This is a genomic window from Thalassotalea sp. G20_0, from assembly GCF_017744175.1.
Classification (GTDB): Bacteria; Pseudomonadota; Gammaproteobacteria; order Pseudomonadales; family Endozoicomonadaceae; genus Endozoicomonas.
Map to the genome: position 1 here is coordinate 89,883 of NZ_JAGHQV010000022.1, position 13,742 is coordinate 103,624.

Genomic DNA, 13,742 nt, shown 5'->3' on the forward strand with positions numbered 1-13,742 from the left:
CCATTGTTTAACCGTTCTTACCTATGAATATGAAAACTGACGACGATAACCGTACCAACATTGCCTGTGCTCAGTGGCCAGAAGTGCAGCGTGGCCAGGTTAATCTCATCGCTCTTGTCCTGACGGGAGTGGTCACGCTTGCTATTGTCGGTGGTGCCGCGTTCTGGTTTTTTTTCAGCGAGGATGACAACTTACCACCGCCAGTACCCACCGCTGATTTGCCGGTATCCGCACAATATCTGTCGTTTAAAGATATGGTTGTCAACCTGGTTAATGATGAGACCTATGATCTCCATTACATGCAGTTGTCCGTTTCTGTCATGACCCGAAAAAGGAAATGCTTTGAACAAATGAAAAATAATCAGCCAGTCATTCTCAATGCCCTGCAAGAACAGCTGTCATCCTGGACATTCCAGGATGTAATGATCCCGGAACAACGCGAGTTATTACGGAAAAAGCTTCTGAACGCGGTTCATCTCAGGACAGGGCTATCGCTTATTAAGGGGGTTGAGGACGTTTTCATCACGAATATGGTGATTCAGTAATCACACAAACCAGCTCTATTGGAGGCTTTTCGAGAATAGACTACCATCCTCGCCCGGACGGGCTCTATTCTCAGGCTGCCTGTTACCGCTTAATGTCAATGTGCCGGGTTTTGCATGCTATTTAGAATCGCTGGCTTTGCCATCTTAATTCTGAGTGTTTTTGGCGGGTTTGTTCTGGCCGGAGGCAAGTTGCTGGCACTGTGGCAACCACCTGAGATCCTTATTATCCTCGGTGCTGCTATCGGGGCTTTTGTGATTGCCAACCCGGTCAATGTTCAGAGAATGACCCTCACTCACCTGAAATACGTGCTGTTCAAAAATAAAGAGTTCGACAAAACCTTCTTTATGGATTTGCTGGCCCTGATGTTCCGCTTGATTGAAACCCGACAGCGAAAGGGCGTGAAGGCCATTGAAGACGATATTGAAACGCCGGAAAGCAGTGAGCTGTTTCAGAGTTATCAGCGCATTATATCCCATCCACGACTGCTCTATTTTATCACCGATAATTTACGGATTACCGGTATGGGCAGTATGCCCGGACACGCCTTTGAAGGTTTGATGGAAAGCGAGATAGAAACCCTTGAAGAGGATCTGAAACGCCCGGCAAAAGCACTGAACACTATTGCTGATGCCTGCCCCGGCTTTGGTATTGTGGCCGCGGTGATGGGCATTGTGGTGACTATGGGGGCAATGGATGGGCCGGTAGAGCTGATCGGGGTCAAGGTAGCAGCGGCACTGGTGGGTACCTTTCTGGGTATATTGCTGTGCTACGGTATTTTTGGTCCCCTGGCGGCAGCGCTGGAAAGTACCGAGCAGAGTGAAATGCTGGCGTTTGAATGTGTCAAAATGACGTTGCTTGCCAGCCACTCAGGGCTGGCACCGATTACCGCCGTGGATTCAGGGCGGCGGCTGCTTTATAAAGAGTTACGCCCTACATTCCCGGAATTGGAGGATATGCTGCAATCCCTGAGGGCTACCCATTAATGGCCAAGGCTCCAGATAGCGATCAGCCGATTGTTGTCCGTCGGGGGCGCGGTTCCAACGGCCATGAGCACCATGGCGGCAGCTGGAAAGTGGCTTTTGCCGATTTTGCCATGGCCATGATGGCCCTGTTCCTGGTGCTCTGGCTGGTAGCCGCCACTACACCCGTGCAAAAGGAAGCCATTGCCACCTATTTTTCCAATCCGGGTCTTCTCAGCCGTGTTAGCAGTAACTCGCCGGTGGAGATGCAGGGAGACCGCTCGATATTACCGGGAATACCAGTGCAGATACGGCCAAAGCCCTCCGGTATGACGGGTATGGAGCTTGCCGGTCATAGCTCTGCCAGTGCCGAGGGCAGCGCTGCCATTGTGCTCGGATTAGCCAAACTGTCGAAAGAACAGGCCAATGGGGCAAAAGACATTCAGCTGCAGACCTGGCCCAGGATGGTTCGTATGACACTGGTTCAGGATAAAGTCGGCCCCATGTTTCCACCGGGAAGCAGGCAGCTGGTGCCATTTTATGAAGATTTTTTTATCGCCCTGGCACAGGTTCTGGCAAAACTGCCCTTCAAAATCATTATTACCGGGCACTCTGATGGTGTGATTGGTTCTGACCTTAAAAATTCGATAGAACCCAACCGGGCAAACTGGGAGCTTGCCGGGCAACGGGCCGAAACGGTCAGGGAAGTGATTGTTTTTAGCGGAGTGCCGGAAGATCAGATACTGTTATTGGCAGCCATGGGGACTAACCAGCCTATTCCGGGGCTGGATCCGGAGTCAGGATTAAACCGCCGGGTCGACTTGATGCTGGTTCCCCGAAAAGACGCCAAAGGGTTGAGTCAGGAGTTCCAACATAAACGGCGTAAAGAAAAAGCATCCTCACCGGTGCCTTCATCTGATATGGAAAAAGCCATCCAGCAGGCCAGGGATAACCGTTATCCGGGACCTTAAAATGAACAACTTTCACCGCTTCCAGCACCTGCAGGAGCATGAGCGTTCAGAGCGCCATCCGCATTATCCCCAGATGACTTAACAGGACTTTATCCTGATAATCGGCCCATGAATGATACTTTTATTGTCCCCTGCTGCAACGAGCCATTGTCGGAGCTTTACCGCGATGAGTGCATTGTTGTGGTGAATAAACCGGCAGGCCTGCTCAGTGTTCCCGGCAAGCCACCCAATCATAACGACAGTGCACTGTCACGGCTGCAGACCATCAACCCTCAAACCCGTGTCGTCCATCGGCTGGATATGTCCACCTCCGGCCTGATGGTCTTCGGACTGGATGCCGACAGCCATCGTGCCTTAAGCCGTCAGTTTCAGGACCGTACCGTTGCCAAGGAATATATTGCCGAAGTGTGGGGAAAACTTGCCCAGCCGGAAGGAAAAATAGAACTGCCTCTGCGCTGTGACTGGCCAAACCGGCCAAGACAGATGGTTGACCATGAACTGGGCAAACCATCACTGACCCACTTTCAAGTGATTGACAATCAGAGACCGGCATTTGACCGGGTACTGCTCAAGCCAGTGACCGGTCGCTCCCATCAGTTAAGAGTTCACCTGGCGGAACTTGGACACCCCATTCTGGGCTGTGAATTCTATGCCCACCCGGATGCACAACAGGCCAGCCAACGCCTGAACCTGCATGCAACAAGGCTGGGCTTTACTCACCCGGTAACAGGGGAGCCAATGGTGTTTGAGTCGGAAGCGCCTTTCTCGGTTTAAGCCAGCTGTTCAGGGTTTTTTCCATTGAGGGTGTTTCTTTACTCGCTGGCCCATGACGTATCGGCCATACGCGGGTCGTCGATCCGCTGGCCGAAGCAGTTGTAACGTTGCTCCTGTACCTGACGGAACATGAATGGCTCGAACAACATGCGGTATATTTTGCTGGCGGTGCCACCATTGATGGTTTTTCTCGGGCGACTTTCGATCAGTTTTTCCGCTTCCAGTTTTTTCAGGCCGAGATTGACTGTGGCAGGATTGATTCCCAATGTTTTAGCCAGCTTCAATTGACTAGGCCAACACTCCCCTTCACTGTTGGCGTAGCTGGCCAGCACGATCAATAAGAGTTTTTGTGTCGTGCTCAGATTTTCCATGCCGTTAAAATTCAGTTCCACCTTAATCAATTTTACCGCTCCAATTGTGTAGGCGAACGAAATCATTGCTATACTGCTCCACGAGCGTCAGCTCATTGTTTGAAGTGAAACCCGGTTAGGAGTGCCACCTCCGTTCGAGCCGGGTTTTTTCTTGCCTGAAAAACATAGTCGAGGGTTTTGGGATAGCAAGAAAAACAGGTATTTTTTTGAGCAACACCCTGTATTGTGTCAGCAGTGTTAGCCCTATTGTCTGAGCCAAGACAAACAAGATCAGTTAACAATATAAATAAACAAGTGTGTCATGCTGCGGGGCGGCCATCCGCTTGCAAGCGTTTTTTTTAAACTACCCTGTGTGCCAGACCCGACATCCCGGAGGCTTGTCATGTTGAACAAAAAAAGCTACGAACTGTTGGTGGATATCGGCGCTGACATAGATCGCAGCAAGCCCCCTCCGACTCCGCTCAGGGTGAGCGGAGAGTGCGCATCAAATGTCGGAATTATTTAATTACTCAATTCCCTGACTGCGCAGGTAATCATCATAAGTGCCGTGGAAGTCGACAATACCGGTATCCTTGATTTCGATAATCCGGGTGGCCAGCGATGAAACGAACTGACGGTCATGGGAGACAAAAATCAGGGTGCCTTTGTAGTTTTCCAGCGCCAGGTTCAGTGACTCGATGGATTCCATATCCATGTGGTTGGTTGGCTCATCCATCAGCAGAATATTGGGGCGTTGCTGGATCAGCTTGCCAAACAGCATACGACCCTGTTCGCCACCGGAAATAACCCGTACGGATTTTTTCAGGTCGCTCTGGGAGAACAGCATCCGGCCCAACACGCCACGAATCACCTGCTCATCGTCGCCTTCATTCATCCACTGGCTCATCCAGTCGAACAGGTTCATATCCAGATCAAAATCAGCGCTGTGATTCTGGGCATAGTAACCAATATTGGCATTTTCTGACCACTGGATAGCACCGGTACGCGGTGCCATCTTGCCTGCCAGGGTGTGTAACAATGTGGTTTTACCGACACCGTTCTGGCCAATGATGGCAATACGCTCACCCACTTCCACCATCAGGTTAACTTTGCTGAACAGATCTTCTTCATAGCCCTGGCTGAGCTTTTCCACCACCAGCGCATTACGGAACAGTTTCTTTTCCTGCTCAAAACGGATAAACGGATTCTGGCGGCTGGAAGGTTTGATTTCTGCCAGCTGAATCTTATCGATCTGTTTGGCCCTGGAAGTCGCCTGTCGTGCTTTGGACGCGTTGGCAGAGAAGCGGCTGACAAAGGACTGTAACTCGGCAATCTGGGCTTTCTTGCGGGCATTATCGGCCTGCAGGCGCTCCCGGGCAGCGGTGGCTGCGGTCATATACTCATCGTAATTACCGGGCATCAGCTGTAGCTTGCCGTAATCCAGGTCCGCCATATGGGTACAGACACTGTTCAGGAAGTGACGGTCGTGAGAGATGATGATCATGGTGCAGTCACGCTGCTTGAGGATCTCTTCCAGCCAGCGGATCGCATTAATATCGAGGTTGTTGGTAGGTTCGTCCAACAGCATGATTTCCGGGTCGGCAAACAGTACCTGGGCCAGCAGCACACGCAGCTTCCAGCCCGGCGCAACGGCACTCATCAGCCCGTAATGCTGTTCAATGGGAATATCCAGCCCCAGCAGCAGTTCGCCCGCGCGGGCTTCGGCGGAATAGCCATCCATCTCACCAAACTGAACTTCAAGGTCAGCAACCCGCATGCCTTCTTCTTCGGTCATTTCAGCTTTGGCGTAAATAGCATCCCGTTCGGCTTTTACTTTCCAGAGTTCGGCATGCCCCATAATCACCGTGTCGATCACCGTGTAGTTTTCATAGGCAAACTGATCCTGACTCAGTTTGGCCATACGTTCATGGGGGTCTTTGCTGACAGTGCCGGACGTTGGCTCCAACTCTCCGCCCAGGATCTTCATGAACGTCGATTTACCACAACCGTTGGCACCAATGAGTCCATAACGGTTACCTTCGCCAAACTTGACGGATATATCCTCAAACAGGGGCTTGTCACCGAACTGCATGGTGATGTTGGCTGTTGAAATCAAATTTATTGTCCTGCTCTATTTAATTAATGATAAAAAGCGTCGCAGACTACAGTGACTATTCCCTTGAGCCAATAGGTAGTTTACAAATTCTGCGGTTGTCATTTTCAGTAATACTCCGGGCCACAAACGAAAATAAATTCAAGCCTCCGGTATTTCCAAAGGGAAATATCGGCCAGACCTTCGCGAATATCAAGCCAGTGATGCCACGGCCCTGTATTTTTGCTGTTCTTGATAACTGCCGTATCAAATAAGCTTGTGTTGAATATCCGCCAGAGACCATTAAACTCTCTGGCTTTTAGCCATACTGCCCATCCCGATGCCCATCTTACTTCGTTGCCCGGTCTGTTATGAAGCGCTCAGGTCAGAGCAAAAAAGCGCTGTGTGTAAAAATAACCATCGGTTTGACCGGGCGCGTCAGGGCTATCTGAACCTGCTGCCCAGCAATAAGAAACGCAGTAAAAACCCCGGCGATGATCAGATGATGGTCGAAGCACGGACACGGTTTCTGAATCACGGTTACTATCAACCCGTCGTTGATGCATTGATTGATAAACTCAAGTCGTTCGGTAATGAAGCCCCGCAACGTATTCTTGATGCCGGTTGCGGTGAGGGCTATTACACATCGGGTATAAAAGAGCAGCTCAAAGACAGCTCAGTCTGTGGATTTGATATCGCCAAACCCGCGATCCTGGCCGCCAGCAAGCGAAACAAAGCGATAGAGTGGCTGGTTGCCAGTGTCAGTGAACTGCCGCTGATGGACGAACAGTTTGATGCCGTGATCAGCATATTCTCCCGCTGTGACTGGCCTGAGTTTTCCAGAGTTCTGAAACCTGGCGGGCATATTCTTCTATTAACCCCCGGCCAGAACCATCTAATGGCTCTTCGCCGTGCCATTTATGATGAGGTACGTCCTTATCCGGAAGATAAACGCCTGCAGGATCTGCCGGAAGATCTTGCCCTGCTGGAAAGCCAGACCATCCATCATTTGATGATGCTGGAAAACACTCAGGCCATTATCGACCTGCTGGCCATGACCCCTCACTACTGGCATGTCAATGCCAGACAAAAACAGCAACTTGAGCAACCGGGTCAGCTGGAATGTGAACTGGAAATGCGCCTGTCGGTGTTACAAAAGCGTTATCCATCAGCATAGGTAAAAATACTGTCTTACATCAATTTTACCAAACCTGACTGGTGGTATAATTGAGCCATGGCCACAGGAGGCTGTCTGGGGGGTTCACCATGTTTCAGTTAGCTCAGATTATCACCGGCAAAAGTGAAAAAGACCTGTTCACTGTTCTGGCCCTCAAAGCCGATATTATCCTGGCGGTAACATTGACCATGGCCGTTTTACAGCTGGCCATAACAGGCATGGAAACCAGCTGGATGCTGTTGCTGGTTGGTTCATTGTTCTCCATTATTGTCCTTACCGGTCTTGATAAAGGAGCACGCAAGGCTTTGGCGGGCATTCCCAGCTATATTCCTTATGCATTTGGTATTTACCTGTTCTTTGTAGAGGGATTTGGTCGTTTAACTCAGCTGGTGGCAAGCTTCAGTATCGTTAATGCGGCGCTGGTTATCCTATTCTTTGTGGCTGGTAATGTTGTCGCGACGGTCGGTTATAATGCCGTCGTCTATGCCCGGCGGCTGGAGCAGTCTCATTGATTCTATCGCCGGTTCCCGTGAACCGGCTCCTGTCAGCCTCTGTTAAAATTCTGCAGCAATTTTCCTGATAAATTCCATCTCTTCTTCCGTTGATGATTTGCCAAAAAATGACACCGATGGTTATAGATATTTAAAAACAAATTTATTTAACAAGACCAGGCAATTAAACCCATTATTGATATGAGTGTGGTATCCTCGGCCATGAAAAACACCATCGTTTGCAGTAACTGAAGAGACCGGAAATACACTATCTCCAGCGGTATCACGCAAGATCAACCTCCCGGATGCAGTAATATGGAAAAAGAAGCCGTGACCACCTGGTTTCTGGAAATGACCTCGCAGGATGAATTGATCCACAAACCCGTCACCCATCCAGATTTTGTCATTCAGGAGTGTCAGGTAAAGCAGTTTCAATTCAACCGATTTCTCTACAGCTACATTGGTCAGCCATGGGAATGGACTGACAAGCTGGTCTGGTCTGATGAACAATGGCATGACTACGCTGAAAACGACAATCTTCGCCTATGGGTCGGCTACTTTAAAGGCAGCCCTGCAGGTTACTTTGAACTGCAAAAAGTGGCCGGTGATGTCCAGATTGCCTACTTTGGCCTGGCGCAGCCCTTCATTGGCAAAGGTCTGGGTGGAGCCCTGTTAAGTACCGCCATTCAGGAAGCCTGGAACTGGGGGGCTCAGCGGGTCTGGGTGCATACCTGTACACTGGATCACCCTTTTGCCCTGAACAACTATCAGGCCAGAGGGCTAAAAGTTTATAAAGAAGAGACTAAATAATTAATTTCACCAGCCAGTGGCTCAACAACGTGATAATCACAATGCCCGCAAGGTTCAACACCATACCACTGCGCACCATATGTCGAATAGGCAACATGCCTGACCCATAGACTATGGCATTGGGCGGTGTTGCCACAGGCAACATAAAGGCACAGCTGGCAGCAATAGCGGCGGGGATGGCAAGAATAGCCGGGTCCATTCCCTGTGACATGGCCAGGGCTCCCAAGGGAGGAAGAAAGGCGGCAGTTGTTGCTGTATTACTGGTGACTTCGGTCAGAAAAATAATAATGGTGACAACCAAAGCGATGGCCATCAAAGGAGGCATATCCCCAAGGATGTTTAATGATCCGGCAATCCACTCTGCCAGCCCTGTTGTTCGAATCATTGATGCCAGGCTCAGGCCACCACCAAACAATAACAACACATCCCAGGGAAGACGGTGCATCTCCTTCCAGCTCATCAGAAACTCAGGCTTGTTCCAGCGGACGGGCAGGATAAACAATAGAACGGTGGCCACCAGGGCAATCATGGTGTCGGAAAGCGCCAGTGACGGCATCATTGCCCCCAGCCAGGGCCGCAGGACCCAGGCAAAAGCCGTTAGAAGAAAGATCGCGGTGACTGCTTTTTCTGCACCGCTCATTGCACCGTTCTTTTTTTGCTGTGCCTTAATGGTTTCTCTTACCCCATGATTTTCTTCCCCGCCCAGACGGTAGCCAAAATAGCCCAGCCAGATGCCGGTAATAGCCAGCAAAATGATCGATGCAGGCAAGCCAATGATCAGCCAGTGAACAAAACCAATCTGTATACCGTACTGCTCCTGAAGAAAAGCAACCAGTAATGCATTAGGCGGCGAACCGATCAGGGTCCCAAAACCACCGATTGAAGCCCCGTAAGCAATAGCCAGCAATATCGCAACAGGAAAGCCGTGACTCATCTTCCCCTGGTGACGAATCATGGAGATAACTGATAAACCGATAGGCATCATCATAATCGTGGTTGCCGTATTGGAAACCCACATACTGATCAGGGCTGTGGCAATGATAAAACCAAGCACCAGTCGCTTCTCCCCGGTGCCTGTAATCAACATGATTCTCAGGGCAATGCGGCTGTGCAGGTTCCAGCGCTCCATGGCAAGGCCAAGAACAAAACCGCCCATAAACAGGAATATTACCGGATGTGCATAGGGAGCAGCCGCCTTATCAATGGTGGCCAAACCAAGCATTGGTGACAACACCAGGGGGAGCAGTGCGGTAATCGCCGTCGGGAGAATTTCGACCGACCAGAACACCGCCATCATCATGGCAAGGCCAGCACAGCGCCAGGCCATCTCATTCATCCCGGACGGAGGGTCAACCAGTAATGTGAATAGCTGCAATGCAATGCCAATCAGAAGTCCTGTGAGCCAGAAGAGCGGCTTCCCTTCCTGAGTACTTTCCTGCTGCGCAGACTCTGGAAGCAATTCCGGAGAACCTGATTTCATGATTCGCTCCATTGCATTTGATAAAATTTATAGTCAAACAGCAAGGTTTCTGATGAGCTGCTGTAATGATTCACCGTCATTAAGGGTAGACTCTGTTATAATCGTTTACCTATTCTGTACCATGGCACACGCCAAGAGCCTGATTTGACTGCACCTATTTTTACCGCATCCACCCGCTTTACCAATTTGTCCCTGCCCGATGCCCTGCTGCAAAACCTCGACACTCTGGGATACCGGGAAATGACCCCCATTCAGCAGAACAGCCTGCCAGAAATTCTGGAAGGCAACGATGTCATTGCCAAAGCCAAAACCGGCAGTGGCAAAACGGCGGCCTTTGCCATTGGCCTGATTGTTAAATTGAAACAGCGGAATTTTGGCTGCCAGGCACTGGTTCTCTGCCCGACCCGGGAACTGGCAACCCAGGTTGCCCAGGAAATCCGGCGACTGGCGCGATATCAGCAAAATATCAAGGTTGTTACCCTTTGTGGTGGCCAGCCTATTGGTCCACAGATCGGTTCACTGGAGCATGGGGCCCATGTGGTTGTCGGAACCCCCGGGAGAATCCAGGATCACTTGCGGAAAAAGACCTTATTGATTGACCGGGTCAATACGCTGGTGCTTGATGAAGCCGATCGCATGCTGGATATGGGCTTTATTGATGCCATTGAAAACATCATTGGCCATTTACCAGAACAGCGACAGACTCTCCTCTTTTCAGCCACTTACCCGAGCGGTATCCGGGCATTAAGCGAACGTTTCCAGCATCAGCCGGTTACCGTTACCGTTGAGAGCACCCATAGCCATGAGCACATTGAGCAGCGCTTCTATCATGCTGAAAATGCCGACAAACCCGCCATGCTGATCAAGCTGTTGAAACACTACCAGCCTGAGTCCAGCGTGATTTTCTGCAACACCCGGCAAATCTGCAAAGAGGTCGGCACTGAACTCTACGAAGCTGGCTACAAACCGGTAGTGCTGCATGGCGATATGGATCAGAAAGAGCGTGACCAGATGCTGGTACGATTCGCCAATCAGAGCGCCAACCTGTTGATTGCTACCGATGTCGCAGCCCGGGGGCTGGATATAGAAAACCTGGCAGCGGTGATCAATTACGATCTGAGCCGGGACCCGGAAGTTCACGTCCACCGGGTTGGCCGCACCGGGCGGGCGGGTAAAAAAGGTCTGGCACTCAGCCTGCATACCCGGCAGGAGCAGTACAAGCTGGATAATATCAGCGATGACCTCAAGGCTCCCCTGGTCTTTGGTGACCCGAAAACACTCACCGGAAACCAACAGCCAGCACCGGCCCCCATGGTTACCCTGGCCATTGATGGTGGCCGAAAGCATAAAGTCCGCCCCGGCGACATCCTCGGAGCGCTGACCGGCGATGCCGGGATTCCCGCAGACCAGGTCGGCAAGATCAATATTTTTGACTTTACCGCCTATGTTGCGGTCAAACGGGAAAATGCCCGATCTGCACTGAAAAAGCTGGAAGCAGGAAAGATTAAGGGCAGAAAATTCAAGGTTCGGCGTTTGTAGTCTTCATTAGCCAATCGTCTCCTGCCCCCCCTCTGAAAGCCTGATCGGAACTAAATCAGGCTTCTCTTGTCCAAAGAGGTATGACACTGACTATTTAATCCAGCACAAGGAGGTAATTGAAATGACTACTCAGATTACACCACCAACCTTACCTGCACAGAGTTTCGGCACTGGTTCGCAGCCAACCCGATTAGATACACCCCATGAGTTTAATGGACGTGGTGCCAAATTAGCACCGCCACCCCAGTCATATTTTGCTCAGCCGAAACGCAAACCTGTACCACCACCTTCGGCTCAACCGCAGGGCTTACCTGATAACGTAAGGAGTGTGAATCCTGATATTTCCGTCAATGGATCCCCTGCCGTAACTCAACCTCCCAAGACTGAAGATCCCGGAAAAATGGCTGAAGCGTTGCAGGCGCTGGACAATGATGAACTGCTCAATCGGGGTAAAAACCAACTGGAACAAGCTGAAAAGGCCTATACCGCCTTTGGCGAAATGAACATTGCCCTAAAGTCTCGGGATGCCCTTGAAATCTTTGCCGAATGCGCCAAGGGCCTCCAGGGTCCTGGTAGTGTAGGCTGGTATAAAAGTTCGAAAGAGATGATTACTGCCTTAAAGAATATTGAGCTGCCCCCCGGCGCACCAAAGGATCTGACCGTTACCATCACCTTCCCACCGCCCAACCATCAAGCCATCTCCCTGATTCCGGTAGGTGCTGGTCTCGAACAAAAAGCGCCCATAGAGATCTACCGTTGTTACGTCCACGCGCTTGGTGCCATGAAAAATCAGGCCCGGGAACTTAATGCAGACCAGGGGCTTGCACAAGCTGAAGCAAGGCTGAATGATCTGCTTGAAACGCTGAAGGCTATCCAGAAAGAAATTAATAAAAGAAAGAAGGAGGGCAACCTTCCTGTCAGAGCTGCCGATGTTCAGTTTGAAGCCCGATATTATTCCCATGTGGATAAGGGGATCACTATCAATCGGCTGGCAAATGGCGAGGAATTCGCGTTTCATGATGCTGCCATCCAGGGCAAAGGCAAGGTTCCCACCCCAGCGCCACAACCTGAAGAAGCTCCGGCTCCAACTTCAACGCCAGCCCCTGAAGAAGACTGAGCACATCATTTCGATAATCTCCGTCGATCCTCGTTCCCCCGCCCTGCCCGGGAACGAGGCATGAAGGCAGCCCCATCAATAACTGCTATTTCATACGCCATCATTTGCTAAACAGCGCCTTATGGTGTTTGCTCAGTGTTTTCATAGTACTGTCATGCTTCCTGCTGTTGCCTGATTCAGCCGATTCACTAGCCTTGTTCAACAGGGTCAGACGAATCGATCTCTCTGAGGCACCGTCTTTCAAACCAAGAAAAGCGAGCGCTTTTTTCTGCTCTGCAGTGGGTTTGGCCAGAAAACGTCCACTATCCTGAGCCTCGGTGGCAATGTATTTTCTGGCCGTCTTGGCAATATCTTGTGAAACTTTCAGATTACCTGCATTTTTTTGCAACTTGTCAAAGGCATTCTCAATAACACTTGCTTCGTTATAGGTACTCGAAACACCCAGCTTTTTCTTGTCCCTGGCCCTCTCCTCTTTTGGTATGGCGTCTGTTGATTTGGCATTCCTGGTGGCGTTTATCTGACCGGCAACGACAGACTTAACACCACTCACATCAACAGGCTTGTTTACTATACCCGATGCTGGCCTCGGGGCAGGTGAAGAGGGAGCAGGTGAAGGTGTTGTACTTGCGGAAGCCGAAGCAGCCCGCAGGCTTTCTTTCCGACGCTTTGCGATCTCTCTGATATTAGCCGTTGATTGACGGACTACGTCAGCCCTCTCCATCGTGGCTGACTCTTTCGCTACATCCGTGGAAAGGTCTGGCTCGGGACTGGACGTCTGTGTTGTAACCTGATCATCTTCATCGTCAGAGAAGTAATCAGAATCGCTTGATACCGAGTCCTGAGGTTCTGGACTCTCAGCGGTAAATTCAGTTTCATCTGGAATACTAGCCTCAGCCACGTCACTATCATCTGATCGCTGCATTACGCTTTCTGACCGTTCAGAGTCATCAATATCAGTGACTTCATCAGGCTCACTGAAACCCTCATCGACCAGTGTTTCCTCAGTCAACTCCGCTTCGGTCTGGGGCGACTCAGTATCAACATCTGTTTGGTCATCGCCAACCGTGGTTGTATCACTGTCGATTGGCGCACTATCTCCAGACCTTTCACTTGCACTGGCATCTATCTGCTGATTGTCTTCTAATTCGGTACTATCATCGCCGGAGACTTCTGGCTCCGGATTTTCGTTTAATACAGTACTATCGCCGGAAACCTCTGGCTGCGGATTTTCGTCTAGTGCGGTACTGTCACCGGGGACCGTTGGCTCAGCAAACAACTCTTCGATGCCATCAAGCTCACTGTAATCCTTCTCGGCTGATGTTTGCTCAGTCAATTTCGCTTCGGTCTGGGGCGACTCAGTATCAACATCTGTTTGGTCATCGCCAACCGTGGTTGTATCACTGTCGATTGGTGCATTTTCTCCAGACCTTTCACTT

Annotated in this window: 13 protein-coding genes; 9 read left to right on the plus strand and 4 right to left on the minus strand. The window is 50.6% G+C overall.

Annotated features, from left to right (window positions below; genetic code table 11):
• Window positions 1-23 precede the first annotated feature (23 nt).
• The 4 genes from J7438_RS14500 (at window position 24) to J7438_RS14515 (ending at window position 3,250) form a co-directional block, all read left to right on the plus strand.
• On the plus strand, window positions 24-545 hold the full coding sequence (locus tag J7438_RS14500) for a flagellar basal body-associated FliL family protein (protein ID WP_209277099.1): 522 nt from the start codon (window positions 24-26) through the stop codon (window positions 543-545).
• A 114-nt stretch (window positions 546-659) separates the two neighbouring features.
• Window positions 660-1,529 carry a flagellar motor stator protein MotA gene (motA, locus tag J7438_RS14505; protein WP_209277100.1) on the plus strand — a complete coding sequence of 290 codons (870 nt, stop codon included), beginning with the start codon at window positions 660-662 and terminating at the stop codon, window positions 1,527-1,529.
• A complete protein-coding gene (locus J7438_RS14510; protein WP_209277101.1) occupies window positions 1,529-2,476 on the plus strand; it encodes a flagellar motor protein MotB in 948 nt (315 codons plus the stop codon). The genes motA and J7438_RS14510 overlap by 1 nt, the downstream gene beginning before the upstream one ends.
• Before the next feature lie 108 nt (window positions 2,477-2,584).
• A complete protein-coding gene (locus J7438_RS14515; protein ID WP_209200746.1) occupies window positions 2,585-3,250 on the plus strand; it encodes a pseudouridine synthase in 666 nt (221 codons plus the stop codon).
• A gap of 38 nt (window positions 3,251-3,288) precedes the next feature.
• On the opposite strand, the gene J7438_RS14520 is transcribed toward J7438_RS14515, so the two are convergent.
• Window positions 3,289-3,687: a helix-turn-helix domain-containing protein gene (locus J7438_RS14520; RefSeq protein WP_209200745.1), complete on the minus strand. Its 399-nt coding sequence runs from the start codon at window positions 3,685-3,687 to the stop codon at window positions 3,289-3,291.
• Window positions 3,688-4,126: 439 nt separating this feature from the next.
• Window positions 4,127-5,716 (minus strand): ABC-F family ATPase, encoded by a 1,590-nt coding sequence (locus J7438_RS14525; protein WP_209277102.1) that lies wholly within the window; start codon window positions 5,714-5,716, stop codon window positions 4,127-4,129.
• A 316-nt stretch (window positions 5,717-6,032) separates the two neighbouring features.
• Between J7438_RS14525 and J7438_RS14530 the strand changes: the two genes are divergently transcribed.
• The 3 genes from J7438_RS14530 (at window position 6,033) to J7438_RS14540 (ending at window position 8,170) form a co-directional block, all read left to right on the plus strand.
• Window positions 6,033-6,869: a putative RNA methyltransferase gene (locus J7438_RS14530; RefSeq protein ID WP_209277103.1), complete on the plus strand. Its 837-nt coding sequence runs from the start codon at window positions 6,033-6,035 to the stop codon at window positions 6,867-6,869.
• Window positions 6,870-6,958: 89 nt separating this feature from the next.
• The gene (locus tag J7438_RS14535; RefSeq protein ID WP_209277104.1) at window positions 6,959-7,381 is read left to right on the plus strand and encodes a hypothetical protein; all 423 of its coding nucleotides are present in this window, start codon (window positions 6,959-6,961) and stop codon (window positions 7,379-7,381) included.
• Between the two features lie 294 nt (window positions 7,382-7,675).
• Window positions 7,676-8,170 carry a GNAT family N-acetyltransferase gene (locus J7438_RS14540; protein ID WP_209277105.1) on the plus strand — a complete coding sequence of 165 codons (495 nt, stop codon included), beginning with the start codon at window positions 7,676-7,678 and terminating at the stop codon, window positions 8,168-8,170.
• On the opposite strand, the gene J7438_RS14545 is transcribed toward J7438_RS14540, so the two are convergent.
• Complete coding sequence (locus J7438_RS14545; RefSeq protein ID WP_209277106.1) at window positions 8,163-9,650, minus strand: SLC13 family permease; 1,488 nt, start codon at window positions 9,648-9,650, stop codon at window positions 8,163-8,165. The two genes, J7438_RS14540 and J7438_RS14545, sit on opposite strands and share 8 nt — an antisense overlap.
• A 144-nt stretch (window positions 9,651-9,794) precedes the next feature.
• Here J7438_RS14545 and dbpA point away from each other — a divergent pair, with 144 nt between their 5' ends.
• Window positions 9,795-11,189, plus strand: a complete 1,395-nt coding sequence (dbpA, locus tag J7438_RS14550) for an ATP-dependent RNA helicase DbpA (RefSeq protein ID WP_286196590.1) — start codon at window positions 9,795-9,797, stop codon at window positions 11,187-11,189.
• A gap of 121 nt (window positions 11,190-11,310) precedes the next feature.
• Window positions 11,311-12,306, plus strand: coding sequence for a hypothetical protein (locus J7438_RS14555; RefSeq protein WP_209277107.1), 996 nt, complete (start codon window positions 11,311-11,313; stop codon window positions 12,304-12,306).
• Between the two features lie 100 nt (window positions 12,307-12,406).
• Here the strand turns inward: J7438_RS14555 and J7438_RS14560 are convergent.
• Window positions 12,407-13,742: hypothetical protein (locus J7438_RS14560; protein ID WP_209277108.1), on the minus strand; the 1,336-nt coding region annotated here is incomplete at its 5' end.